Source organism: Candidatus Villigracilis saccharophilus, assembly GCF_016711665.1.
Genome location: NZ_JADJSO010000049.1, coordinates 1 through 26,275, shown reverse-complemented (window position 1 = coordinate 26,275; position 26,275 = coordinate 1). Strand labels below are relative to the sequence as shown.

Below are 26,275 nucleotides of genomic sequence, written 5' to 3'. Positions count from 1 at the left end.
ATTGCATCCGCTGTCTTTATCTTCTGATTATTCCAGATTTTTTCAATGCGCTTTCGAGCGCGTCAATGGTTGCCGGTTTGATCAACATTGCCTGTGCACCGCCTTTTAGGACTTGCTGGCGGGTCTCAGGTTGATCATCGGCTGTGATTACGATGACCGGTACTTTCATCAAGCGCGGTTCACGGCGAATATAGGCAAGTACTTCAGTCCCGTCCACGCCGGGCATATTTATATCAAGGCAAACAAAACGTGGAATGATTTTTCCCAATGCATTTAGTGCTGCGCTTGACCCATAGGCAACCTGCGTTGGCAGGTCCAGCAGATTTAGCATTTGTTGCAGTGCGTCTGCTGTTTGACGGTTGTCGTCAATGATCAATCCTTCAGACATTTAATCCTCCAAAATAATCCTACCCATGACAGACACATCATACCCCATCAGTTGAGAAACAGCTCCGCGAAAACCTGGATCAGTTAAGAGTTCATAGAGAGGCGATAATAATTCGCTACGCGCGTGTTGTTTTGGTATGACCAAGTCGTAGCGCTCTTGAAACAACGGAATGAAATCTAGTTCAAGGGCCTGTGCGGCGGCGGCGATTCCAAGTCCACAATCGGCGCGCCCTGATGCGATCGCTGTGGCAACACCCAGATGTGTATATTCCTCCAGATTATAGCCGAGGATGGAATCAGGATTTATGCCTCTTAAGTTCAGATGATAATCAAGTAGGACGCGCGTGCCTGCTCCGCGCTGGCGGTTCACGAACTGGATCTCCCGCTTCGGACTCTGCCCGTTGCTGAGGAGGTCTTCCAGATTTTTTATGCCCTTTGGGTTTCCCTTCTTAACGATCAACCCCTGATCGCGTCCCACCAACGCGACCACCTTCACATTCATGTTCGGCATATATTGGCGGATGTATGAAATGTTATAGGAACCATCACTCGGGTCAAGCAAATGCGAGCCTGCCATATGCGCTTCTCCGCGGCGCAACGCAACCAGGCCGCCCTGAGAGCCGACATTGGCAGATGCCAGTCTGCGGTTGTGTCCCGCGAGGAATTGCGCAAGCAGGTCGAGGGTCATATCATGCGAACCGATGCAGAAGATCGTTTTTTCGATCTCTGTCCGGGTTCGATACATGCGGACTTTTACCAGTTCGCCCGCTTCCAATCCCTGCACACCGCTTGGGATCAACGCGAGTCCATCCGCCTGCACCAGCGAAGTAATGACTCCTGCTCCGCGGGACAATGGCGCTGCGAGAAGTTTATCCCCCATCTTGCCAACGGCCACGCGCACAAAATCATCATCTCCTGCGGGTGAAACGATCTTTCTTGTCAGCATTGCCGTCTCGGTGGGGAGCTCCATCGGCGGGCGCCCAAGCCATTTGGCAATGATCGCTTCGACGAAGATATCAATGGTCAGCGCGGCGGAAACTGGGTAACCAGGCACTCCGATGATGGGAATTATTTCGTTGCGAGGGGCGATCTTCCCCGAAGCAATTTCCTCTGCGCTTTCCAATGACACCCAGAATCACAGGGTGGCCTGGCCTGACAGCCACTCCATGAACCAAAAGAGTGCCAAGTTTTTCAACCACCTTTGACGAGAAATCTTCTGCGCCTGCGGAGGAGCCGGCGTTCAAGAGAACAAGGTCATGCGTTTGCGCGGCTTCCAAAACCGCATCACAGATCGAATCAAAATTATCTTTTGTGATCGGGTATCGGGTTGGTTCGCCGCCCATGTTCTTGATCTGTGCGGCGATCACGAGGGAGTTGTATTCGAGGATGTCGCCAGATTTTAGTTTGGACCCGATCGGGACCAGCTCCGTGCCAGTTGGCAGGATCGCAACTTTAGGCTTACGCGCGACGCGTATGGTTTGATGTCCAGAGGCGGCAATCGCACCCAGATCCGCCGGGCGCAGGGAATGTCCTGCGGGGAGAACAAGTTGAGTCGCTACAATATCTTCTCCCAACGGGCGCACATGGCTCCAGGGCGCGACCGCTGCCCGAATACGAATGGTTTTGGGACCGCGAATGTCTTTCGTGATCTGACCGTTCTCGTCGAGTGATTCCACATTCTCGATCGGGATGACCGCGTTCGCCCACTCTGGGAGCGGGTCGCCTGTATCAACATACTGCGCTTCGGAACCAATGAATAAACTGATGGGCGTGGACGGCATCGCGCCATTTGTCGAGATTGCACGCAACGCGAATCCGTCCATCGCGGAGGCGTGATAGTGCGGCGAGGAAATCTCCGCCCAGATCGGTTCGGCAGTAATTCGACCCAGGGCATTTTCATCGAGCGGGATAGATTCAACGCCAAGTACATGCCAAAGATCAGCCTCTTGCAAGGCTTCACGCAAACGGGATTGAGCTTGTGAAAGTGGAATATCGTGTAGGTAGACAGACATAAATTCCTAAAAGGCGGTTACATATTTGAAGGGGCTATGCAACCCCGTCCATTGCGGCACCGAGGCGTTTGATGATCTCATCCACTTCATCCTCCGTGATGGAAAGCGGGGGAGAGAAAGCTAATGTATTCCCAAGCGGACGGGAACGCAATCCATGTTCCTGTGCAGCTTTGAATATCTTCATGGCCATGGTAGGGTCGGCTATTTTGGTTTCCTTGTTGGAAACAATTTCCACGCCGCAGACTAGGCCAATTCCGCGCACATCGCCGACAAATGAGAATTCTGTCATCGTTTTCAGCCCATCAAGCAGGCGTTTGCCCAGTTCGCGCGCGCGTTTCGGGAATTCTTCATGCTCCATGATCTCGAGATTCTTCAATCCAACGGCGCATGCCATGGCATGACCAGAATAAGTGTAGCCGTGCATGTATGCTTCAGAATCTGCCGCGGTTTCCATCGTCTCGCGGATCTCATCAGAGATTTGAATTCCACCTAGTTGCGCGTATCCACTCGTGATGGCTTTTGCAAAAGAAAGGATATCGGGTTTGACGTTCCAATGCGTCAATGCAAACCATTCGCCGGTGCGCCCAAAGCCTGTGATCACTTCATCGGCAATAAAAAGGATCTCGTATTTGTCGCAGATCTGGCGGATAAGGGGGACGTAGTCCGCGGGGGAATGATCACTCCGCCCACGCCCATCACCGGTTCGGCGATGAACGCCGCCACCGTATCCTGACCTTCACGCAGGATCGCCTCTTCCAGTTCACGCGCGGCAGCCTGACCAACGGTCTCGCCAGCTTTTAGTTGACCTTCGTACCGATATGGATTTGGCGCTGGGATGTGGACAAACCCATCCATCGCAGGCCCGAACATGCCATGATATTTTTCAAGCCCGGTGGCAAATGTCGCAGCGAGGGTAATGCCGTGATAGGAACCTTTGCGTGCGATCACTTTATATTTACCCGGTTTGCCTTTTCGTTTCCAGTAATAGCGGGCGGTCTTGAAAGCAGAATCATTTGCCTCCGAACCGCCTGAAGTGAAGAAGGTTGTATTCAAGTCTTCGTAGGCGAACCCTGCTAGTTTATCGGCAAGTTTGATTGAAGGAAGGTTTGTCATCCCAGAAAAGTTGGATGTGAATGCCAGTTGCTTCATTTGGTCATATGCTGTTTTAGCTAGTTCCTCGCGACCATATCCGGCATTGACGTTCCACAGCCCCGCCATGCCATCCAGTATTTTTTGCCCATCCGTTGTATATAACCAGACGCCTTCGCCGCGTTCGATCACCAGCGGATTGGCATGTGACTTGGGGTGGTAAACAGGATGTAATTGCTTTTTATCCTTCTCGATCCAGACTGTTGTATCTTGTTTGGTCATGGTAATCTCCAATTTTTTTACCACAAAGGGTCACAAAGTACCATGAAGTTTTTTTTCAGGTTTTTCCTTTGTGCGCTCACCTGCACTGTACCAAACGCAGTGCGGTGCAAGTGTCGTTGCCTTTGTGGTTAAGAGTTTTTCTTATCCCAATACTTCCACATCATGCGGACCTGACTCCCTTAACCCAGCACCAGTCATCCGTACAAAAATCGCTTTTTGGGTGAACTCTTCCAGGTTGTGTGCGCCGCTATAGCTCATGCCAGATTGCAGGCCCCCGATCAATTGGGTCAGCACTTCGCGCACTTTTCCGCGATACGGAACGGCAGCTTCAACACCTTCGGCAACATACTCTTCGATCTCTTCTTGCGTCAGGTCATTACCTTCTTTGCGGTTTCGATCAATGGTCGCTTCACGGGATGCCATACCGCGCGAAGCCTTGTAGCGATGACCGCGGCGGGTCATGATCATGCCCGGACTCTCATCTGTCCCGGCCAGCATGGAGCCGATCATTACCGACTGTGCGCCTGCAGCGATCGCCTTTGCAACGTCTCCGGGCTGGCGAATGCCGCCATCTGCGATGATCGGAATTCCAGCGGATTCTGCGGCCTTGGCGCACTCGATCACAGCGGTAAGCTGTGGAACTCCCGAGCCTGCCACCACACGGGTGATGCAGATCGAGCCAGGACCGACACCGACTTTTACACAATCCGCCCCTGCGTCGATCAGGCTTTTTGTGCCGTCAGCTGTTGCCACATTCCCGCCAATGATCTGAGCATCGGGAAAGTGCTTTCTAATATTTCTGATCATATCGATTTCAAGATTTGAATCGCCGTGGGCGATATCCACTACGATGCAGTCTGCGCCTGCGGCTAGCGCAGCCTCCACGCGGCGCATCTCTTTGTCGCGGACGCCTACTGCCGCGCCGACGATCAATCGTCCGCGTGAATCTTTTGTAGCTTTCGGATATTGCGTGATCTTCATAATATCCTTCAGGGTAACCAATCCGGTCACACGGCCGTCTTTATCTACAAGAGGAAGTTTTTCGATGCGGTGGTCGTGCAATAATTTCTCGGCATCCTTCAGGGATATTTCCGGAGAACCTGTGATCACATTTTTCTGCATCAATTCGCTGACGGGTTTGTTTTCGTCGTTCTCAAATAATAGATCGCGGGTGGTCACGATCCCCACCAGTTTCCCGTCCGCGTCCACGATCAAAATTCCGCCCGAGCCAGTTTCGTCCACAAGTTTTTTGATGTCGCCGACTGTATGGGCCGTGGTCATCTTGATCGGGCTTTCAACAATAAAAGACTCCGCTTTTTTGACGCGGTGGATTTGCCTGGCTTGTTCATCAATGGAAAGAAAACGGTGGATGATCCCGATTCCGCCTTCGCGGGCCATCGCGATCGCCATTTCGCTTTCAGTGACCACATCCATGTTCGCGGAGACGATCGGGATTTGCAAAGAGATCTTCTTTGTCAATTTTGTTTGAGTGGAAAGCATGCGGCGCGAGTCTACAATGGAATATTGCGGTACAAGTAAAACGTCATCATAAGTCAAAGCGGTATCAGGTAATATTTTCATAATCACTCCTCTGAAATTGAACCGCCCGAATTATAATGCTTGATATTGATTCCATTGGATATGAGAGCGGATCATCCTTAACTGGCGGCTGGTCAACCCAAAGGTAACAGGATCAACTCCCGCTGAGGATCGGTCCGCTGACTTCGAGCGGAAAAATGCTAGAGAGTTGGAATTCAAACAAGGAGATATCATGACAGTTACGGCAGTGATCGGTTCACAATGGGGCGACGAGGGCAAGGGTAAGGCTGTGGATTTTCTTGCGGAGCGCATGGATTATGTGGCGCGTTTCAATGGCGGGAATAACGCCGGGCATACCGTCATCAATGATTTTGGAACGTTCAAAATTCATTTGGTGCCTTCGGGGATCTTTGCGCAAAATACAACTGGCTTGATCGGCGGCGGTGTGGTCATTGACCCGCAGGTACTGATCGATGAGATCGAGATGCTCAACAAGGCTGGCGTGGCGGTAGATGGCAGGTTGTGGGTTTCCCCGCGTTCGCACTTGATCATGCCGTATCATAAGATTTTGGACGGGCTGTACGAAGAAGCCAAAGGCGCGGGCGCCACGGGAACAACCCGCCGCGGCATTGGGCCTGTCTTTGCGGACAAGGTCAGCTATAACGGAATCCGCTGGACGGATTTTACAAGCGATATGTTCGAGCAGAGATTGCAGGTGCAATTAACCTTGAAGAATAAGATCATCGTTGCCTTGGGCGGAGAAGCCTTGAAGTTTGAAGATGTTCGTGATACCTATCGTGGATATTATTTGAAACTAAAGCCTTATATTCGTGAATTATTTTCATTGGTTCAGGATGGATTGAAGACAGAAAAGAACTTCCTGCTTGAACAAGCCATGGGCACTTTTTTGGATACAGATTGGGGAACTTATCCTTTCGTAACTGCTTCAACAACCATTCCGGCCGCCGCCTCTGCCGGGCTTGGGATCCCGCCGAAGCACATCACAAATGTTATCGGGGTAACTAAGGCGTACACAACACGAGTCGGTGGTGGTCCGCTGCCGACCGAAATCCATGATGTTGAAAGCGAAGTGTATAAAAAATTTGGCGAAGTTGCCGCCACCACAGGGCGTATTCGCAGAGTTGGCTGGCTGGATCTGGAAATTGTCCGCACTGCAGTGGATCTAAGCGGCGTGACCGAGTTGTGCCTGACCAAGCTGGATGTGCTCAGCGGTTTGGATGAAATTCAAGTTTGCGTCGGATATCAATTGAACGGCAAAGATATCCGCTACGCAGATGTGGATGCTTATGGACTTGACACGGTAGCGTTGGTTTATAAAAAATTCAAAGGCTGGCAGCAAGATATCTCCAAGGCAAGGTCTTTTGATGAATTGCCTCAGGAAGCAAAAGATTACGTCTCAATGATAGAAGAGTATGCAGGCGCGCCGGTCAAATGGATCGGCGTTGGTCCTGAGCGGGACGCGACGATCAGAAGATAAATGCCAGAACTCCGGGTTTTTCTCGGAGTTCTGTGTAATCAACATATAAGGCGGTCGAACAAAATATGGAACTTTACTTTATCCGTCATGGACAATCTGTCAACAACGCAGGTTGGAGTGACCCGGAATACAAAGAGCATCCAGACCCATATCTTACAGAGATTGGAATTGCTCAGGCTGAACATCTCGCAAAATATCTCAAGGCAAAACAGCATATCACCAATGACAAGGTTTGGAATATCCAAAACCAGTATGGATTTGGATTCACGCACATCTACACCAGCCTGATGGAACGCGCTGTTGCAACTGCCGCGCCGACGGTCCGTGCATTGGGAACCGTTCCATTCACTGCCTGGGTCGATATCCATGAAGAAGGCGGCATGTACGCCCGCGAAGAGACAGATAATTTTACAGGCCTGTCGGGAAAACCTCGTTCATTCTTTGAGAAAAGTTTCTCCGAATTGAACCTGCCCGATGGTTATGATGAATCAGGGTGGTGGAATCGTCCCTTTGAAGCGGAGGAGGAACGCCAACTCCGCGCAGATAGGGTGCTTGCCGAGCTCATCGCCCGTCATGGCGACAGGGATGGACAGCCCGAGCAACGGATCGCATTTGTTAGTCACGGCGGCTTTTTTGTACGGCTGATTTCCGCCATGCTTAAACTTCCCTGGCGTCAGGGAGCGCATGATAAGAAATCGTGGTTTTTGCTTAACAATTGTTCGATCAGCCGCTTTGACATTCGTAAGGATGAGATCCTGGTCGCTTATCTAAACAGAACTGAGCATTTGCCCGCACATTTGGTCAGCGGTTGAGAGGGAGTCATGTCTACTTATCAGATCCATAAACAGGAAATTGTGAGCATCTGCCATACCTTGCTCGAACGCGGCTATCTCAAAGCCACTGAAGGGAATGTCTCTGCTCGTGTCAACGGACAAAATTCCTTTGCCGTAACGCCCTCCAATTATGACTACGCCAAAATGCAAGTGGATGATATTTGCATTCTCGATTTTGACATGTATCAAATCGAAGGAGAAATGAAACCATCCATTGAAAGCGGGATGCACGCGGCTGTCTATCAGACTCGCGCGGATGTGCACTGTATCATCCATACACACCAGCCCTACGCAAGCGCGCTGGCTTTGATCAATATGCCAATTCCCGCCTTGTTCGATGAACAGGTCCGCTATTTAGGCCGCAGTGTGGATATCATTTCTTATGCGCCATCAGGCACTGGATTCCTAAAAAACGCAGTCAAGGCTAAGGTGAAGAATAAGAACAATGCTTTTATTCTTCAAAACCATGGTGTCCTGGTCTTCGGTGGGACAATGGAGCAGGCCATTCATAACATGGCCTTGCTAGAAAAATGCGCCTTGACATATTTACTCGCGCTCATGACCGAGAAGAAAATTTCAAAGATACCCTTGCCAATTCGCGAAATTGCGTTTGCCAAACTGCGCGCCGACGAAAAGAAATTTGCAGAATTAAATTAACATGTAGGGGTGGACCGTTGCTCCACCCCTACAACATGGAACAAAATGACCCAACAATACGCCATCTCCGAATACCCCGACGTGGACGAAGTCTATGTCAAACTAGAGAACCTGATCAGCCAGCCGATCCGCCCTGTGCGGCGCGAGAAGATGGCAGAGTATCTTAATTATTTTGACACCCAGTGTGTGCGTTCCAAACAGTTGATCGACGAAGCCAAACAGATCATTCCCGGCGGCGTACAGCATAATCTTGCTTTTAATTACCCTTTCCCGATTGCTGTTGAAAAAGCGGATGGCGCTTATCTTTGGGATGCCGATGGCAACAAATATATAGACTTTCTTCAGGCAGGCGGACCGACCATCTTAGGCAGTAATTACGCGCCTGTGCGTGAAAAAGTGATAGAGATGTTGCAAACCTGCGGACCTGTCACAGGGTTATTCCATGAATATGAATTAAAACTTGCACAGCTTATTCAGCGCTTCATGCCCTCGATCGAAATGTTCCGCATGCTTGGTTCGGGAACAGAAGCTGTCATGGCGGCAGTCCGTGCGGCAAGGACATTTACGAAGAAGAGATATGTCATAAAAGTCGGCGGATCCTATCATGGATGGAGTGACTCGATGGTGTACGGGTTACACATCCCGGGCACGGGGCGATTGGAGGCAAAAGGGATTCCGCGCGGAACTAGCGCGTCAACCCGCGAGTTCTACCCGAATGCTCTCGGGGCGTTGAAGCGTCAGCTTTTTTTGAACAGGTTTCGGGGCGGTACAGCAGCGGTCATTGTTGAGCCCGTCGGCCCTGAAAGTGGAACGCGTCCTGTTCCAAAAGATTTCAATCAAAAAGTCCGCGAGCTTTGCGATCAGTTCGGAGCCCTTTTGATCTTTGACGAAGTCGTCACGGGGTTTCGTTTGGGGCTGGGCGGCGCGCAGGGCTATTACAATGTGAAACCTGATTTGACCGTATTCGGAAAATGTATTTCCGGTGGATATCCCATGGCGGGAGGTGTCGGCGGGCGGCGTGATGTGATCGCGACTTTCGCGGCGGGCATTGGCGGCGTGGGCGAACGCGCGTATATTGGCGGGACGCTCTCGGCAAATCCGCTCTCATGCGTGGCGGGTTATTACGCCCTTCTCGAAATGGAAAAGACAAACGCGGCGGTCATCGCGGGCAAAGCCGGCGACAGACTCACGAAAGGTTTGCAAGCCATTATTGAAAAATATTCACTGCCCTTTGTCGCATACAATCAAGGCTCGATCGGCATCTTGAGACGGCTGGCACCATGCTGCTCGATTTCAAGCATCCCTTGCGCCTTATGAAGGAACTCAAACCGCGCAAGCACATGATGGAAGAGATGGGCGCGGCTTACATGGCAAATGGATTGGTAACACTCGCAGGCTCGCGTATGTATACTTCGATGGCTGATACCGAGGATGTGATCGATGATGCGTTGGATCGCTTTGAAACTGTTTTGAAGGAATGTCAATGAGTCATAAACTATTAATTCTTGCGCAGGATAAAAAGAAATATCATGCTTTGATCGAAGAGGCGCAGTTTGATGGACTGGAAATTGTTGATCAGCCATCCCATGATGTGGATATCATTCTGGGAGAACCCAGCCTGATCAAAGTTGCGCTCGCCTCTCTCCCCGGCTTGACCTGGGCACAGTCCATTTGGGCAGGGATCGAGCCTTTGGTCGGTCCCGCTTCGCGCCGTGATTACATCCTAACCAATGCGCGCGGTGTCTTTGGCGAACTGATGTCTGAATATGTCATTGGTTATCTTCTCGCTCATGAACGAAAAATATTTCAAAGACACGATGCTCAAATGAACAAACAATGGGAAGAGTCGGATACAGGAACCCTGCGTGGAAAGACCATCGGCTTGTTGGGCGTCGGTTCGATCGGCACTGAAGTTGCACTCACAGCAAAATTCTTTGGTATGAACGTCCGCGGTTATACACGCGACAGCGAAACAAGCGCTCATGTCGATTCTTATTTTCACGGAGATGACCTGCTAAAGTTTGCAAGCGGACTCGATTATCTCGTCAACATCCTGCCGAACACCAACGACACACGAAAGATCATCAACGGGGATTTGCTACATGTCCTGCCTGTACATGCACTTGTGATCAATGTCGGCCGTGGTCCCGCACTGGATGAATCTGCGTTGCTCGACGCGCTAAATCAGAACAAAATTGCGGGTGCGGTGTTAGATGTCTTTGAACAGGAACCGCTTCCAAAGGGTCACCCATTTTGGACGACGCCTAAATTACTTATGACCTTTCACACTGCTGCGCCAAGCCTGGCGGAAGACATCACGAATATATTCATTGAAAATTACAAATTGCTCCTGGAAGGCAAGCCGCTTAAGTATCGAGTTGATTTTCAAAAAGGATATTAGTTCCCTGAGCATCAAAGGATCAATCATGACGACACAATATAAGATCTATCCCTATCGCTGGGTGGTGTTGGCGGTTTTCATGCTCGTGAACATTACCATCCAGATCCTGTGGATTTCCTACGCGCCGATCACAGGCCCAGCTGCTGCTTTTTATGGCGTGAACGATTTGCAGGTCGGCTTGTTTTCCATGTCATTTATGATCGCATTCATTCCGCTATCCATCCCTGTTTCATGGGTCATTGATACTTATGGATTTCGGCTGGCGGTCAGTATTGGCGCGGTCATGATGGGCATCTTTGGCATCCTGCGCGGCGCGGCTGGAACAAATTACGCGCTGGTTTTGTGGAGTACCTTTGGCATTGCCGCCGCTCAGCCATTCCTGCTCAACACGTGGACAAAAGTCCCGGCGAATTGGTTTGCCCTCGAAGAACGCGCCACTGCGGTTGGGTTGGTAACACTGGCAAGTTTGGTCGGCACTGCACTGGGCATGGCGCTGACACCGATTCTCATGGAAAGCCTGTCTATTTCCACGATACAAGTTTCTTATGGCAGTATCGCCGCTGTTTCGGCAGTCTTATTTATTATTTTCTCGCGCGAGACTCCGCCAACGCCGCCTTGCCCGCCCGGACAGGAAGTCCGCGCGTTGATGCTGGACGGTTTGAAGCATGCGCTCACTGTAAAAGTATTTTGGTACGGACTGGCAATCACGTTTGTGGGGTTGGGTATCTTCAATGGGGTGACCACCTGGGTTGAGAATATCATCCGTCCGCGCGGCTTCAGTCCTACAGACGCAGGTACGCTTGGAGCATTGATGATCGTTGGCGGCGTGATCGGAGCGGTTGTGATCCCTGCTCTGTCTGACAAGCAGCGCAAGCGTCAGTTATATCTTTATATCGCGTTCATTGGCGCGATTCCTGGGTTGATCGGATTAACATTTGCGACCACCTCCGCGCTGTTATTTTCTTCCGCTTTTGTGCTGGGATTTTTCCTGACGAGCGCCATGCCGGTCATTATGCAATATACTGCCGAGGTGACACATCCAACTCCTGAAGGTACATCGAATGGACTCATTCAACTCTTTGGGCAGGCTTCAGTGGTTTTTGTTTTCTTTATGGAGGCATTGAAGTATTCCGACGGCTCGTTTACGCCTGCATTGCTTGTTGCAGTTGGGTTTCTGGTGATTAGCCTGGTATTTATTTCAAAGATGAAAGACCCGTTGGAACTTATCCAGAATACATAAGGAGAGTCTATGGCAACTACACTAAATGACATCCTCAAAGCCGCAGAACGGATTCGGCCCCATGCGCATCGTACTCCTGTAATTACAAATTCAAGTTTAAATCAACAAGTGGATGCGCAGGTATTCCTCAAGTGTGAAAATCTGCAGAAAGTAGGCGCATTCAAATTCCGTGGCGCGTGTAATGCGGTCTATTCCTTAAGTGATGAGGAAGCTGCGCACGGAGTCTGTACGCATTCATCGGGCAATCACGCGGCGGCGTTGGCGCTTGCGGCGCGTATGCGCGGGATCCCTGCTTATATTGTGATGCCGAACAATGCTCCTTCAGTGAAGAAAAATGCAGTGGCTGGCTACGGCGGCTTGATCACGTTTTGTGAGCCGACACTTCAAGCCAGAGAAAGCACATTGGAACAGATCAGGCATGATACGGGTGCGACCGTTGTCCATCCTTATAATGATGAACGTGTGATCGCAGGTCAGGGGACGGCAGCGTTGGAGCTACTGCAGGATGTCCCTGATCTGGATGTGATCATTGCACCAGTAGGCGGCGGCGGTTTATTAAGCGGTACATCTATTGTGGCTACAGAAACCAGAAAAGGAATCCGCGTGATCGCTGGGGAACCTGAAATGGCTGATGACGCTTTTCGTTCCATGACTGCCGGCACGATCATTCCTTCTGAGAATCCGAAAACGATCGCTGATGGATTGCTCACATCGCTAGGTTCCTTGACCTTTCCCATCATCCAGCAGCGCGTGGAACAGATCGTAACTGTGAGCGAGGCTGGCATTATCGATTCCATGAAATATGTTTGGGAGCGTGCCAAGATCATCATCGAGCCATCTTCCGCTGTGGCGGTCGGTGTGCTTTGGGAACAGAAAATTGACCTGAGCGGACTCAAGATTGGTGTGATCATCAGCGGTGGCAATGTGGACTTGCAAAAATTACCCTGGCAATAAAAGGAACTTTATGAATCCGATTGAAACTATTTTGGAAAAATATCCCGTCGCAATTGTGGATGGCGCGCTTGCCACAGAATTGGAGCGGCGCGGTTGTGACTTGAACGACGCGCTCTGGTCTGCCAAAGTTTTGATGGAACAGCCAGAACTGATCCATCAGGTGCATTTGGATTATTTCTACGCAGGCGCGGATTTTGCGATCACTGCCAGTTATCAAGCCACCGTTGAAGGGTTCGCCCGCAGAGGTCTTAACAGAGATGATGCCCTTGACTTGATGAAAAAATCTGTGCAGATCGCACAGACCGCGCGGGATGAATTTTGGTCTGACGAAAATAACCGCATTGATCGGGCGCGGCCGCTGATCGCAGGGTCTGTTGGTCCATATGGCGCGTTTCTCGCGGATGGCTCTGAATATCGTGGCGACTATGGACTGACCGAGCAGGAATTGATAGACTTCCACCGTCCGCGCGTCGAAGCGCTCATTGCTTCAGGTGCGGACCTTTTAGCTTGTGAGACCATCCCATGTTTGATCGAAGCCCAGGCATTGGTCAAATTGCTGAGCGAATTTCCAAACACTTTTGCGTGGTTTTGCTTCAGTGCAAAAGATGATGAGCATATAAGCAATGGCGAAAAAATATCAGACTGTGCGAAGTGGCTGAATCAAATTCCACAGGCGGCGGCGATCGGGATCAATTGCACATCCCCATTGTATATCCCTTCACTGATCCGTGAAATTAAGAAAAATACGGATAAGCCTGTTCTCGTTTATCCAAATTCTGGGGAAATATATGACCCCATTTCCAATACCTGGCATGGAGAAACTTCTTGTGATGCGTTTGGAAAACAATCAAAGGAGTGGTTTGAAAATGGAGCTGTCATTATCGGGGGGTGCTGCCGCACAACCCCGGATCATATCCGCGAAGTACGGAATTGGGCGCGTAGGAAACATGGCTTGATATAACAGTGAATCGATCTGTTTTTTGCAATGAAAATCCCCGCGGCTCTTTGCCACGGGGATTTTTTCTTCAATTAGATCTATACAATCCTGGTTTTATTTAATAGAAATTGAATTTTTGGCCCAAGTTCATCGAGGTCAAATGGTTTTGTGAGGTAATCATCCGCGCCAAAGGAAGCCGCCTTGCTGTTGCTGTAATCCAAGGCAGTGATGATCAGGATCGGCGTGTGTTGATAATCTGGGTTTGCGCGGATCAATCCGCAAAGCCTGTACCCATCGGGTTGAGGCATCATCATGTCAAAAATAAAGAGGTTTGGTCGAACTTTGTCTGCAGCCTGAATAGCCTTTGAGCTGTCATTAATGGCCGTGACTTCATGCCCTGCAGAGGAAAGATATCTTTTCAATAAAGTTGTCACCTTTACATCATCATCTACGATTAATATTTTCGCCATTTGTTAGCTTCCATGCTATTTGGGATATTTATTGATGTAATCATACAATTAAAAATGGCGGATAACAAGGGAGACTTTAAAAGTTCAACTGCTTATAGATAAATCCTGACATCCCCGTTTTGTTCGTAAATCGCCTGGTGTAAAATGGGGCATGCGATGGAACTTTTTTCTGTTTATATCGTCATTATCAAATAGTAGTTTAAGGAGAAAACGAATGAATACGGAACTTTTCACTTTTATTGTTGTCTTGACCATGCTTATGACTGCCTGTGTGCCCTTTCAATCTGCTCAGCCCGAAACAATTCCGGCAGCGGCAATGACTCAATCAGGAGCAGTGGTCACAACAGGACAGGGAGGTGGTCCTGCGGTTGGCTTACCTCCTTCCACGATAATTAATGGTGGGGAAACTCCAATATCAGTCGCTAACCTTTCTGCCAGCGGAGTCTCTCTATCAGAGAACGGCAAGACTTTTACAATGCGTCCTGGCGAAAATTTCCTGCTTAATCTTGGATCTGATGTTTACGAGTGGACTGTCGAGGTTGATCGGGATGGTGTGCTTCAGCGTGAGCAGGGAGTGACAGTAATCCAGGGTGCTCAGGGAATTTATACAGCTCAGACCCCCGGCACCGCCATCCTGAATGCGAATGGAGATCCGCTTTGCTTAAAATCCAACCCCCCATGCAAGATGCCGTCCATCTTATTTAGTATTATATTGATCGTTGAGTGATATATGCTGACCTTGGGTTGGCGAGGTTGACAAAATATTTTATGTTTTTCGAAAATAAGAATAAAAGATGGATGTGCCCTTTCGAGCGCATCCATCTTTTATTCTTTCATGGAAGTTATTTTGGATTAATGATAGGTCACCTGTACCGACACTGCATCAAGTGAGAAGGTGCGCGCCGATGAACCAGCGACATCGATGATGCGAATACGGAAGTTCGTGTTGGAAAGTTCGGTTGGAAGCCAGACATGGCCCCAAGTGTCAGCGGAGGTACCGAGTGTATATGTGGAATTCGTGGTACTCAGGGTTGTGGTGGATTTGGCTGTCGTCCAGGTTGTTCCACCGTTCCATGACAATTGCACACAGAATTTTGGCGAACTGGTGGTGCTGTTCACCTTTCCAGTAAGTTTCACTTCAATGCCATTAATGGCAGTCGCGCCCGGCGTGCTGAAATTATAGTTATAGAATTGATGTTTGTCCTTACCGTTGTTTGTGCAGTTGGTATTGTTGTTTGTTCCACTGCTTGTGTCTACTGCAAACAAACCGTCAGCCAGGTATGCATTGATTGGAGTGGTCTGATAGCCATTGTTATCCCCAGCGCTGGTGGTCACAGCTGCATTCGCGCTCGGAGCCATGAATCCAGTGTTGGTTACCGGTAACGGTGTATTGGTCGGTGTGGGCGGAATCGGAGTATTGGTTGGAGGTAAGGGTGTGTTGGTTGGCCCAGGAGTAGGTGTGGGCCCGGGAGCTGCGCAGTTGGCGAGCTTGAATGAACCAATACGTGTACGCCATGAGGCCGAACCAGTCGTCTGCACATACTCACTGGTAAACCAGAAGGTGCAGTCATCGACCGGGTCAACGGAGAGCATGGAGTAATCGCCCCAGCGTGCGGCTGTGTGTGTCTGCGCGCCAGTACCTGCGATCAGCGTGCCTTCACCCTGAGTCATGCTGTTGAGCGGATCAGTGGCGAGGCGTCCTGTGTAGCGCAGTGCGGGGAACATTGTGGAACTGGAGGCTGAGTAGCCAAGTCCGATGTCGCCGGCGCTGTTCATAGCGACGCTGCCCATCCAACGATGAGTGGCATCGGGAGAGAAGGTGCTCTGTTGATTAATGCCCCAGCCTGTACCGCCTGTGTTGCGAAGTTCATACCAGCGGATCCCGGCTCGATCCGTACTGGTTGCATCCACAGTGTGGTTCAGCATGATCGTTTCGTAACCGCCAAAATTGCGGTATTGAGCGCGGTACATGGCGCGGTCAGCGATCGCATCCAATTTGGCAGTTGTGCCTGATTGTGGGATACAGGTGCGCGCGCCGTTGCACATATTCGAGTCAAAAGCGGCGGTCGCGAGTGCGGCTACCCGTGAGAATGTTGAATTGGCTGTATTGGCCCAGTCAACATGGAAAGCCCAAATTTGAACCTGGTCCTGCGGGAAGCCGCCGGCGTTATCATCAGGCTCAACAAAATAATTCGGGGTTCCAGCGGCAGGCGCGGGACCATCGAGATCGGTCGGGAGCATACCGCCCATGTTCGGGTCAGTGCTGTACAGGTTGAACTTGACCATGCGCGCGGGGAGACCCTGGAGCATCTTTTCGCGTTCGAATACGGCTACACCTTGACCAGCCCATGTTGCGGCGTTCGCGAACTCATGCACCGCCATGTAGTAGCCATCAGGCCAAACCCCGAAGTGGGGATAATCGTTCATGTTGGTATTGCTCCACAGGAAGTCGTAGCGATACCATGCGCCGGTTGGATCACCGGTTTGAGAAACGGCGATGCATTGGTGATATCCAGATGCGCCGCCGGGGACAGCGAATTGGCTCACCATCCAGCGGTCGGCCAGTTGATCGTAAAGTACGATCGGGTCGCCGTTGTTGGTGGTCTGACAGACGCCGCCGAATCCAGCCCATAATGTGTTGCCTGCCGCAGGTCCATAGAGAAGCGCGCCGGTCTTGCTGTAGATGGCGAAGCTAAGGTTGACCCACTGCATATAATGATTCGGGCCGACGTCACCATTGGTATCGGGCGGCAAAACACCGCTGATATTGGAAACGCCATCAAAATTCGCGATGGTGACCGGTGCATTCGGAGAGATAGGGGCAGCCTGCACAGCGGCATCCATTTCAACCGGGGCATTCAGGTTCATGGTGGTTCCGCGGCCGGGCAGGGTGAAGATTTTATTCATGTCCGCGTCTTGCGCATTCTTTTCTGCTTCGATCGGGATGATGGAGCTTAATGGCGCGGAAACATCGTTCTTGATCCCTGTGACTACTTCCTCTTGATCGTCACTGCCTTTTCCGGAGGATTTATCTGAACCGCCTACGGTCACACCTTCACCGTTTGGTGCCAACGGGGCGAACCTGGGGGTTGGCGCGGATGGCCTGCTGACAAATGCGATTGCGGCGATTACAGCTGCAAGACTAATGATTGCTGCGATTCCCTTTATGTGTTTCATCATCTCTCCTCTACTTGAATTGATTTAGTTAAGTTGATCTCCAGGCCGTGGATCATCAACTCTATACACAAAGATGTAAGTTAATACTTGGGAATACAAAAATCCCCATTATTTTTTGACAATGGGGAAACCGCGAGTTTTGCCACAGAAATATCCTGCTAGAATTTGGCATTGATGATTTTGTTGGTTGAACAAAAATTTATTTTAGAATATGAGGTTGATTTATAAGTAATGCGGGCAATATTATCATAATATCCCCAAAGGTCAATCTTTTCTTAGATGGAATTATTTTCTGGGCAGGCAAGGGGAAAGACTGTGACTTAAATAATTATGTAGATTAACTTTTTTCGGTAAATTGTCATTACAAAATTTCAAAAATATCCCCAGCTGTTTTACTCTGGAGTCGGCAGCTTGCTGTCGAGTGGCTGAATGAACTACGAAATGCCAACAGAAAAGGCAAAGGCTAATTTCGTGAAATTCTCGCCCCCGTTTCTTGTTTATCCATCAGCACCCGGCTGATGAGCCAATCGTGATTTACAAAAATTACCCCGCCATAAGCTGATCCACTGCGTCAGCCAACTCACGCAAATTACTGACCTTCAACACGTCACTGCAAAGCGGCGCGTACTTGTGCATGTCGCTGTCACCGTGCCACATGACTGGAGGTTCAGGATTCAGCCAAATGGTCCGCGTGGAGCGGCGGGACATGCGTGAGAAAATGTCGAGGCGCGGATCGTTGTAGTTGTTGCGTCCATCCCCAACGATGATGAGAGTCGTCCCGCTGTTCAGCGTATCCATATATTCATCGTTGAAATTATTCAAGGCGTAACCGAGGTCTGTGTTGTAATGTCCGCTGGGCATGCGCCACAAAACGGATTGGATCGCTTCGTCTGCATTTGTGCCGCTGAAATCTTCCGAGATGGATTCAAGATGATCGATGAACGCGAAGGCGTGCGTCTTGCGAACCTGTCCTTGCAGTGCGAATAGAAAACTTAACATCAACTCGGAACAAAAACGCATGGACGTGCTCACGTCACAGATGACCACGATCTTCGGTTTGTGGATACGATTGCGAAATTTAATTTCCATCGGCACGCCGTTAAATTTCAAACTCGCGCGGATGGTCGCCTTCGCATCCATCTGTCCGCTCTTGGCGCGTTTCTGCCGCAGTGCGATGCGTGTGCGTAACGCGGCGGCGAGCTTCTTCACTTCACGCTGTAAAAGTTGTTTGTCAGAATCAGACAACGCCTCGAATGGACGGTTCATCAGATTGTCGATATTTTCTCCGCGCGGCTTCTCGCTTAAATTTTCGGCGATGCGTTCGCCCGCGAACAGCCCCACCTGTTTCTGAATCCCCTGCATATTTTGCTGGATCATGTTTCGGATTTGTTCGATGCGTTCGCGGTTCATGCCCATCTGCGCGAGCTGCTCCATCAATTCCTTCATCGCCTTTTGGACTTCGGGGAACGCCATCGCGCGCATCATGCGCTGGGTCATCCAGTTTTGATAATTGAGATTGTCCGCCTGATTCAATCCGACTAATTGACCGAGCGCTTCAAGCTCCGCACGGGATAGTTGCTCGCCATTCATCAGCCTTTCCATGCGCTGACGGAGATTCTCCGCGAACTGCTTCAACGCTTCAGCCAGCATCTGAATCTCTTCGGGCGAGAGATCATCCATCGGATTGCCGCCCATCTCTGGCGGCTGTCCCGACCCGAAGAAGAGCGGAAATAATTTCTCGAAGGTGGGCAGGTCTTTCACATCCTTGATGAGTGTGGCGCGCAAAGATAAACGGAATTGTTCGCGGTCTTGAATCCCCATTAAGTCAACCGCCGAAAACGCCTCGGCAGATTCTGCGAGTGACACGCGCACCCCGCTCGCGCGCAAGGCTGCAATTAACTGTAGGATACGGGATTCCATGATTTATTCATCCTGCAGGGGCGGGGTCCCGATCCGGGCAACCTCGCCCCTACCAACAATATTTAATTTCCAGAAAACCTTCCAAAATCTTCATTATTGTTTCTCGGCTTCTGCTGTTGCGGCGGGGGAGCCATCAACTGCCGCTTCGCCTTTTGCAGATCGGCTTCGTGCTTCAATAATACCGAAAGTGTATCTTCCAACACATCCTTATCCAAATTGGAGGCGTTCAATGCCACGAGCGCATTTGCCCAATCCAATGTCTCGCTGATGGACGGTGACTTGCGCATATCCGCTTTGCGGAGTTTTTGGACATACTCCACGGCTTGCTGTGCCAGTTTGGGATTCAGGTCTGGGACTTTCAATCTCACCACCGCGAGTTCTTCCTGCAAGTTTGGATAATCAATGAAAAGATACAAACAGCGCCGCTTCAACGCTTCGGATAATTCACGAGTGTTGTTGGAGGTTAGTACTACGAATGGTTTGTGCTTCGCAGATAACGTTCCCAACTCAGGCACGGATACTTGAAAGTCGCTCAAGATTTCCAGCAGGAAGGCTTCAAACTCTGCGTCTGCGCGGTCAATTTCATCGATCAGTAAAACGGTTGGCTTTTCGCTGAGGATCGCTTTCAACAGTGGACGCTGCAACAAAAAGCGATTTGAGAAAAAGACATCTTCTTCCTTCGCCAATTTGTCCGCCGCCTCTGCCAATGATTCCGCTTTGCCGAGGGTGTCATTTAACTTATCGCGCAGCAATTGCGTGTACAGCAATTGCTTGGAATATTCCCACTCATACAAGGCTTTGGATTCATCAAGTCCTTCATAACATTGCAAGCGGATCAACTCGCGTCCTGTCGCGCTGGCAATTGCTTTTGCCAATTCGGTTTTTCCCACGCCCGCAGGACCTTCCGCTAGAAGCGGCTTGCCCAACTTCTGCGAGAGGTACACGATAGTCGAGATTTCATCAGAGGCAATATACTTTTGGGAACCAAGGGATGTTTTTACGGTATCAGTGGAATTAAACATGTTTGTCATGGAATCACCTTTTGTCAACGAGTATACACTTATTGATGACTCTTGATTTGTTTCACTTACCGTGAAAACAAAAAGCCTCGTGTGTTTTTTCACGAGGCTCACAGATTTGACGAATGATCATTTGGTGTGGTCTGCTTTTCTCCACCAGAGAAATGTCGCGATAAGGCCGATCAAGCTTGTGAGAAGAACGATCACATAGCTATGAGTCCCAAGCAATTCTGTGCGTAGACCTGCTGCGCCGCTGAACAATGCGGGCACTGACCACGGAAACCAATCGCCCCAGCCTGTGATTACAGCGATTTGCGCGAGCGCCACTGTAAAGATCATCCAGCCAAACGCAGACATGTAACCACGTCCCGCACTCGCGATCAAAGCGACAAAAGGTAATAACGCAATTGTCAGCACAGCGGAGCCAAGAATGTCCACGATGGAAGATTGCAGAAGCCCCATGGACCAGCCTGGGATATCAACGTTATTCCCAACGATCAACCCAAGGATGAGAATCAGCACTGTCAAGGCAAAAGTCCACAGGGCGATCAGGACGAATTTTGCAGCGACAATCGCCTCGCGTGAAGTTGGCAGCGCAAGGAATTCCTTGGCTGTACGGTCTGAAAATTCCCGTCCGAAGACCCATGCGGTGACGATGGCAAAAATGATTGCACCTCCAACCGCCGTGGCTTGGGAAAGCATATTGAACAGCGTTGACCATTCCGCTGTGCCCGCGGTGAGCTGCGCCTTGGCGTTGATCAGTCCCATGGATTTTGCGGCTTCGGGATCTTTCAGGATGATCATGAATAATCCGCCGACCAACGGAACAATGGAGAATCCCAGCGCGGTGAAAAATGGAACTTTCGAGCGGCGCGCTTTCAGTACCTCAGCCCAAAACGCCGCAATAAAATTATTCATTGATTTTCTCCTATCAAGCGTAGGAAATAATCCTCAAGATTTTCCTGTTCCACTACCAGACGAGTTGGTGCAACACCTGCGCTGACAAGTAGTGTGGCTATATTGTCAGGCGCTTCCAATGCCCGCTGATCATGGATCACCAATGTCGTTTCATCGATCGCTATTGAATATCCCGCACGAGTCAACACTTCAATTGCAAGTTTGTTGTCACGCGTTTTTATTTCCAATCGACTTGAACGCAATTGCTCAAGTTTGTTCGCGTCCAATTCTTCGATCATCTTTCCTTTGTGAATGATCCCAATGCGCGTTGCGAGCAAGTCCACTTCAGACAAAATGTGGCTTGACATAAAAACAGTTATGCCGCGCTCACGCGCCAGAGAAGTTAACATCTCTCGGATTTCCACAACACCCGCGGGGTCAAGCCCATTAGCAGGCTCGTCGAGGATGACCAGTTCAGGCTCATGTAATAACGCGCGCGCCAACCCAAGGCGCTGCAAATTGCCCGTTGAAAGCGCACCAGCTTTACGGTCCGCATAGAGAGCGATGGAAAGATGTTCCATGATTTCGTTCACCACTTTGGGATTCCGAATCCCATGCAGTCGCCGCGCAATCTCCAGATTTTCCCGAACTGTTAATTCTGGATACGCTGATGGACTCTCCACGAGATGACCGACCTTTGCCCACGGCCCGCTTCCATCTCGACCGAGAGCCTGATCCAGCACAATGACTTTTCCCTCGCTCGGGCGGATCATCCCCAAAAGCGCGCGGATGGTCGTGGTCTTGCCCGCGCCGTTGAGACCGAGAAATGCATAGATCTCGCCGCGCCGCACCGTGACGTTGATCTTGTCCACGGCTTTTACCGCGCCAAAATTTTTCGACAGGCCTTGTATTTCGATTGCGTTGTTCACGGCTAATCCTTCTCTGTCAGGTAGTGGAGCAGGATCAAGCCGAGGCCTAGAAAAAGCGGGACGAAGCCGCCCAGCATCCACGGTCCGAGGTGAAGCGGGTAGTTATTGCCAGAGTCAAAGCCTAATGGATAGAGTCCGAGCGAGAGAGCAAATCCGAGTGCGGAGATGATAATCCCCCAGCGCAGCAATCCTTTTTTGCCAGATTTATTTTCAGGTCGGGTCAATCCCTTTTCGGCGAGAGCAATGGTTTCCTTGTAATTCATGTAACGCATGAAGGCGAGGAAACCGAAGATAATGGCGAGGACGCCGACAACACCGAGGCAGGGAATGAGATCGTTCATGAAAAGTCCTTTAGAAAAAGTCAGGGACTGGAGATTTCTCCAGTCCCTGTTATTTTACTTGATGGCGGTGATGTTGATACCTCCGCTGTTGGTGTTGACGGTGAGCTGTTCACCTCCACTGTTGATGGCACCGACAATTTGATCTTCTTCCGAACTGGAGCTTTCGGTCAATGTGACAGTGATCGGAAGGTCGGAGCTGATCTGTCCAAAGTCGGTCTTGAGATCCACATTGAGTTTTGTATCTGTTGGCAGGGCAAGCTCGATATTGCCGAAATCTGATTTGACGTTGTGAGGTCCTGTGCCGAGTGAGCCGCTAAACTCGATGGTTCCGCTGTTGGTCTTGACATCCAGTGTGACGGACTTCGCATTGAGAATTTCAATATTTCCAAAATCGGTGTAGGCCTTGAGTTTGCCTTTCGCGCCGTCGACGGTGATCGCGCCGCTGTTGGTGTGCAGGTCGTATGAGTCTGCCATGGCCTGCTTCAATTCGATCTCGCCAAAGTCGTTGTCCACTTTCAATTCCTTCGTGATGTTGACCTTGGTAATGCTGGTCTTTCCGCTGCTGGTTTCCAATGTGAGCGAAGCTGCAGAACCGTTTTCGTAGGTGGTATTCCCAAAATCCGATTTGATGAAGGCATCTCCTGAAGCGCGGACGTTGGTAAATGTCACAGCGCCGCTGTTCGATGTGACACTGACATCCCTGGCTTTGACCTGGGCCAGTGTGATCTCTCCGAAGTCAGAGTTGATCTTCACATCTTTAGTGCCCGCTTCCACTGCCTCGATGTTGATCTTGCCGCCATTGCTTTGAACCTCCAACTCACCTTCGATGTTCTTTGCTGTCACATCGCCAAAATCATTGGAGAGATCCACAGCGCCCTGAATATCCTGCACATTGACTGAACCAAATTTGGTATCGACACTCACAATAGTTTCAGTTGGGACGGTGACGATGAAGTCCACGGTGTTGATATCGTTAAGCGGTCTTGACCACTTTGACTTGCACTGTGTCCACATCTGCGCCAGTGACAGTGACATCGCCTGCCTCATCAGCCACTGTCAGGGTGAGTGGCTTTTCTGCGTCCACTTTGAGGGTCTTGCTTTCCTCCACTGTGAGGAAATGTTATTTCGATCAAAAGGACTATTGGTCGGGAAGCCGCCATTGATGGTGAAGAATGCCACTGCGCCAATGCCCAGGCATACCAACGCCAACGCTGCTACTAAAAGGGTGATTACAACTGGTCTTTTCATTTTCGTTCTCCTTGTTTACTAAGTGCCGCAAAAAGCGGTATCATGTTTCTCACTACGTTTGACAGGCGATTCGCGAAAAAGTTTCAAAACCAGAATGTCAAAGTACATGAAGGAAAGCCCAACCTTTATCATCATTCAACCTTGCTCTTCATTGAAACTTTTCCCCCACTTTCTCCCTGTCTAACCCTGTAGAGACTCCATGTCAGCTACTGAAACCACCCTCATCCAGCGCGCGCAAAAAGGGAGATCATGATGCCTTTGCGGCGCTGGTCACCGAACATCAACGTTACGTTTTCAATCTTGCTTTGCGAGTCGTCAAGGATGAGAACGAAGCGCTCGACCTCGCGCAGGAGACCTTTGTACGCGCATGGACGGCGCTGCCCAACTTCAAAGGTCAATCCCAATTTCGCACATGGCTATATAGAATTGTCACCAACCTGTGTTACAACCGCCTGCCCAACTTGCGCCGCTCGCTCAACGACCTTGGCGACGATGTGATGGAAGACATTCCTGAAACCAATTTCGATAACCCCGCCCGCGAATTTGAATCAAATGAAACGAAGCAACAATTACAAAAGGCGATTTCTTCACTCGACTCAAATTATCAATTACTCATTACCCTTCGCTATCAAAACGAACTCTCCTACGACGAGATCGCCTCGACTTCTTAATCTGCCGCTTGGTACTGTTAAAACGGGCATTTTCCGCGCGAAGGAACAGCTCCGCAAATCACTTGCCCATCTGGAGGAATCATGGATAACCGCCTAGAACAAGACTCCCTCATCGAAGACGCTCTCCAAAATTATCCACTCGCGCCCATGCCGCGTGATATTACCGCCAGTGTCATGGCGCGCATCCAAACCACGCCAACGCCGCGTCCATTCCAGGTCACATGGAATGATTTTGCCATTGCCCTCACCATCACTCTTTGCGTAGTCGCGCTAATATTTACCGTGCAAAATCTCCCCCGATCATGCTGACGAAGATCCGCATTCAAGGAATTCTTTTCTATCAGGATATTCTGGTCAATGCCCGCTGGCTTATTCCCTGTGCTGTTTGGTGCCGCCGCATTTTCTCCGCATTGACGATCCCTATTTTCAAAAGCAATTAACAAAATAAGAAGACTTAAAAGTCTCCGCTGCTCCCCCAGAACACACAGCTTGGAAATTGCAGTTTATGGGGCTTTCCGCATTTAGGCTGCTCAAGGCTGTCAAATAAATCCTGTGCTATCATTGCGCTTCGAAATGGGTTTATTTAGCAATTGTCAATTGTCCATTTTTATCTTGGTATAAACGGGATTTTTCATGCGCCTCAAAGCAGATCTAACTCTTCTAGTAGTTTCCATTATTTGGGGTTCGGCGTTTGTTGCGCAGCGAGTCGCGGGCCAAATGGGTAGTGTATACCTGTTCAATGGCGCACGTTATTTGCTGGCTGCGCTGGTTGTGTTGCCGCTTGCCTTGCTGGGGAAGCGAAAGGACAGGCCTTCCTGGACAATGTCTCGCGATCAATACAAATGGATGATCGTTGCAGGTTTTTTACTCTTTCTCGGAAGCGCGTTTCAACAGGCGGGTATGGTGTATACCACCGCGGGGAATGCCGGTTTCATTACCAGTTTATATGTTGTACTGGTTCCTATTGCCTTGTTCTTTGTTTGGGGCGAGAAACCGCATTGGATGTCCATTGCCGCGGTGGGGTTGGCCGGGGGTAGGGGCGTTTCTCCTGTCAACGGGCGGCAGGTTCGAGGTCAAGGCAGGCGATGCGCTTGAACTGCTCGGTGCATTATTCTGGACATTTCACGTCATTGTGCTTGGAAAATTCGTATTTAAGTTTGAAGCAATGTCATTTTCCGTCGGTCAACTTTTTGTGTGCGCGATCCTAAACTTAGGTGTGGGTATCTTTGCTGAACCAATGATGTCTTTCAATTGGCCGCTCATATTTGCGATTTAAGAAACCTGATCGAAGAATTGGTTGTCGTTTCACCCGCTCACGCAAAAGTTGTGGCGTGATTTTGAAATGCTGTTGGCTTACACGGCGCGTGTGGCGGATGCTGGTGCATGTTTTGGAAATTGCGCGGAAAGATTACGGCTGAGAACACAGGCGACTCTGCGCGGCAAATGCAAAAGTCAATTGTAGATTCGAAAACTGTGTGGGCCCGCTTCTGGCGTATTCCGAAGGTTATCCTGTTGGCTGGATTGCCGTTGAGCCTCGCAGTCATTATCCCAAGCTGGCACATTCCCGCGTGCTAAACCTGTTGATGATCAGGAAGTCTGGTCGATCACCTGTTTTTTGTCGAGAAAAACACCGCCGTAAAAATATCACAGTTGAATTGCTGAAAGCCGCGATCGAGCATGTAAAAAGAATGGCGGACAGATCGTCCGGGAAGGATATCTCGGTTTGATGTAAAACGGCTCAGCCTGCACCTTTTGTCTTTACAGGCACGGCTTC

The 26,275-nt window shown here is 50.1% G+C and carries 26 protein-coding genes and 2 pseudogenes; 14 read left to right on the top strand and 14 right to left on the bottom strand.

All coding sequences use genetic code 11. From position 1 onward, the window contains the following. Positions 1-16 precede the first annotated feature (16 nt). From IPL17_RS15020 to guaB, 5 genes and pseudogenes are all read right to left on the bottom strand, one after another. A complete protein-coding gene (locus IPL17_RS15020) occupies positions 17-388 on the bottom strand; it encodes a response regulator (protein ID WP_345307891.1) in 372 nt (123 codons plus the stop codon). Then, positions 389-1,516: a substrate-binding domain-containing protein gene (locus tag IPL17_RS15015; RefSeq protein WP_345307890.1), complete on the bottom strand. Its 1,128-nt coding sequence runs from the start codon at positions 1,514-1,516 to the stop codon at positions 389-391. Continuing rightward, positions 1,404-2,399, bottom strand: a complete 996-nt coding sequence (locus IPL17_RS15010) for a molybdopterin-binding protein (RefSeq protein ID WP_345307889.1) — start codon at positions 2,397-2,399, stop codon at positions 1,404-1,406. Before IPL17_RS15010 ends, IPL17_RS15015 begins: the two co-directional genes overlap by 113 nt. A 34-nt stretch (positions 2,400-2,433) precedes the next feature. Beyond that, positions 2,434-3,770 (bottom strand): annotated as a pseudogene (locus IPL17_RS15005) (aspartate aminotransferase family protein). 141 nt (positions 3,771-3,911) lie between these two features. Beyond that, positions 3,912-5,351 (bottom strand): IMP dehydrogenase, encoded by a 1,440-nt coding sequence (gene guaB, locus IPL17_RS15000; protein ID WP_345307888.1) that lies wholly within the window; start codon positions 5,349-5,351, stop codon positions 3,912-3,914. Positions 5,352-5,541: 190 nt separating this feature from the next. Here guaB and IPL17_RS14995 point away from each other — a divergent pair, with 190 nt between their 5' ends. The 8 genes and pseudogenes from IPL17_RS14995 to mmuM all read left to right on the top strand — a co-directional run bounded on the left by IPL17_RS14995 (position 5,542) and on the right by mmuM (position 13,853). Then, positions 5,542-6,807 carry an adenylosuccinate synthase gene (locus tag IPL17_RS14995; RefSeq protein WP_345307887.1) on the top strand — a complete coding sequence of 422 codons (1,266 nt, stop codon included), beginning with the start codon at positions 5,542-5,544 and terminating at the stop codon, positions 6,805-6,807. Between the two features lie 65 nt (positions 6,808-6,872). Further along, on the top strand, positions 6,873-7,619 hold the full coding sequence (locus tag IPL17_RS14990; RefSeq protein ID WP_345307886.1) for a histidine phosphatase family protein: 747 nt from the start codon (positions 6,873-6,875) through the stop codon (positions 7,617-7,619). Between the two features lie 9 nt (positions 7,620-7,628). Further along, positions 7,629-8,297, top strand: a complete 669-nt coding sequence (locus tag IPL17_RS14985) for a class II aldolase/adducin family protein (protein WP_345307885.1) — start codon at positions 7,629-7,631, stop codon at positions 8,295-8,297. A gap of 45 nt (positions 8,298-8,342) precedes the next feature. Beyond that, positions 8,343-9,784 (top strand): annotated as a pseudogene (locus IPL17_RS14980) (aminotransferase class III-fold pyridoxal phosphate-dependent enzyme). Continuing rightward, positions 9,781-10,698: a D-2-hydroxyacid dehydrogenase gene (locus IPL17_RS14975; RefSeq protein ID WP_345307884.1), complete on the top strand. Its 918-nt coding sequence runs from the start codon at positions 9,781-9,783 to the stop codon at positions 10,696-10,698. The pseudogene IPL17_RS14980 and the gene IPL17_RS14975 overlap by 4 nt, the downstream one beginning before the upstream one ends. 25 nt (positions 10,699-10,723) lie before the next feature. Further along, on the top strand, positions 10,724-11,938 hold the full coding sequence (locus tag IPL17_RS14970) for an MFS transporter (RefSeq protein ID WP_345307883.1): 1,215 nt from the start codon (positions 10,724-10,726) through the stop codon (positions 11,936-11,938). Between the two features lie 9 nt (positions 11,939-11,947). After that, positions 11,948-12,892 (top strand): pyridoxal-phosphate dependent enzyme, encoded by a 945-nt coding sequence (locus IPL17_RS14965; protein ID WP_345307882.1) that lies wholly within the window; start codon positions 11,948-11,950, stop codon positions 12,890-12,892. A gap of 10 nt (positions 12,893-12,902) precedes the next feature. Beyond that, on the top strand, positions 12,903-13,853 hold the full coding sequence (gene mmuM, locus IPL17_RS14960; RefSeq protein ID WP_345307881.1) for a homocysteine S-methyltransferase: 951 nt from the start codon (positions 12,903-12,905) through the stop codon (positions 13,851-13,853). Positions 13,854-13,927: 74 nt separating this feature from the next. Here mmuM and IPL17_RS14955 read toward each other — a convergent pair whose 3' ends face one another. Then, positions 13,928-14,299 carry a response regulator transcription factor gene (locus IPL17_RS14955; RefSeq protein ID WP_345307880.1) on the bottom strand — a complete coding sequence of 124 codons (372 nt, stop codon included), beginning with the start codon at positions 14,297-14,299 and terminating at the stop codon, positions 13,928-13,930. Positions 14,300-14,513: 214 nt separating this feature from the next. On the opposite strand from IPL17_RS14955, the gene IPL17_RS14950 reads away from it, so the two are divergent. Next, entirely contained in the window at positions 14,514-15,026 is a 513-nt protein-coding gene (locus tag IPL17_RS14950; protein WP_345307879.1) for a hypothetical protein, read from the top strand. A 125-nt stretch (positions 15,027-15,151) separates the two neighbouring features. Here the strand turns inward: IPL17_RS14950 and IPL17_RS14945 are convergent, their stop codons facing one another. From IPL17_RS14945 to IPL17_RS14910, 8 genes are all read right to left on the bottom strand, one after another. Beyond that, positions 15,152-17,476, bottom strand: coding sequence for a hypothetical protein (locus IPL17_RS14945; RefSeq protein ID WP_345307878.1), 2,325 nt, complete (start codon positions 17,474-17,476; stop codon positions 15,152-15,154). Positions 17,477-18,019: 543 nt separating this feature from the next. Next, a complete protein-coding gene (locus tag IPL17_RS14940; RefSeq protein ID WP_345307877.1) occupies positions 18,020-19,396 on the bottom strand; it encodes a VWA domain-containing protein in 1,377 nt (458 codons plus the stop codon). 62 nt (positions 19,397-19,458) lie between these two features. Continuing rightward, positions 19,459-20,418 carry a MoxR family ATPase gene (locus IPL17_RS14935; protein WP_345308002.1) on the bottom strand — a complete coding sequence of 320 codons (960 nt, stop codon included), beginning with the start codon at positions 20,416-20,418 and terminating at the stop codon, positions 19,459-19,461. A 126-nt stretch (positions 20,419-20,544) separates the two neighbouring features. Beyond that, positions 20,545-21,333 (bottom strand): ABC transporter permease, encoded by a 789-nt coding sequence (locus IPL17_RS14930; protein ID WP_345307876.1) that lies wholly within the window; start codon positions 21,331-21,333, stop codon positions 20,545-20,547. After that, entirely contained in the window at positions 21,330-22,241 is a 912-nt protein-coding gene (locus tag IPL17_RS14925) for an ABC transporter ATP-binding protein (RefSeq protein ID WP_345307875.1), read from the bottom strand. The genes IPL17_RS14930 and IPL17_RS14925 overlap by 4 nt, the downstream gene beginning before the upstream one ends. A 2-nt stretch (positions 22,242-22,243) precedes the next feature. Further along, the gene (locus tag IPL17_RS14920; protein ID WP_345307874.1) at positions 22,244-22,582 is read right to left on the bottom strand and encodes a DUF6249 domain-containing protein; all 339 of its coding nucleotides are present in this window, start codon (positions 22,580-22,582) and stop codon (positions 22,244-22,246) included. 54 nt (positions 22,583-22,636) lie between these two features. Continuing rightward, positions 22,637-23,542, bottom strand: coding sequence for a DUF4097 family beta strand repeat-containing protein (locus IPL17_RS14915; protein WP_345307873.1), 906 nt, complete (start codon positions 23,540-23,542; stop codon positions 22,637-22,639). A 13-nt stretch (positions 23,543-23,555) separates the two neighbouring features. Further along, positions 23,556-23,690 (bottom strand): hypothetical protein, encoded by a 135-nt coding sequence (locus IPL17_RS14910; protein ID WP_345307872.1) that lies wholly within the window; start codon positions 23,688-23,690, stop codon positions 23,556-23,558. A gap of 316 nt (positions 23,691-24,006) precedes the next feature. On the opposite strand from IPL17_RS14910, the gene IPL17_RS14905 reads away from it, so the two are divergent. From IPL17_RS14905 to IPL17_RS14885, 5 genes are all read left to right on the top strand, one after another. After that, complete coding sequence (locus tag IPL17_RS14905) at positions 24,007-24,501, top strand: sigma-70 family RNA polymerase sigma factor (RefSeq protein ID WP_345308001.1); 495 nt, start codon at positions 24,007-24,009, stop codon at positions 24,499-24,501. Positions 24,502-24,582: 81 nt separating this feature from the next. Then, positions 24,583-24,810, top strand: coding sequence for a hypothetical protein (locus IPL17_RS14900; protein ID WP_345307871.1), 228 nt, complete (start codon positions 24,583-24,585; stop codon positions 24,808-24,810). Beyond that, the gene (locus tag IPL17_RS14895; RefSeq protein ID WP_345307870.1) at positions 24,804-24,941 is read left to right on the top strand and encodes a hypothetical protein; all 138 of its coding nucleotides are present in this window, start codon (positions 24,804-24,806) and stop codon (positions 24,939-24,941) included. The genes IPL17_RS14900 and IPL17_RS14895 overlap by 7 nt, the downstream gene beginning before the upstream one ends. Positions 24,942-25,134: 193 nt before the next feature. Further along, positions 25,135-25,596 (top strand): DMT family transporter, encoded by a 462-nt coding sequence (locus IPL17_RS14890; protein ID WP_345307869.1) that lies wholly within the window; start codon positions 25,135-25,137, stop codon positions 25,594-25,596. 288 nt (positions 25,597-25,884) lie between these two features. Beyond that, complete coding sequence (locus IPL17_RS14885; RefSeq protein WP_345307868.1) at positions 25,885-26,076, top strand: hypothetical protein; 192 nt, start codon at positions 25,885-25,887, stop codon at positions 26,074-26,076. Positions 26,077-26,275 lie beyond the last annotated feature (199 nt).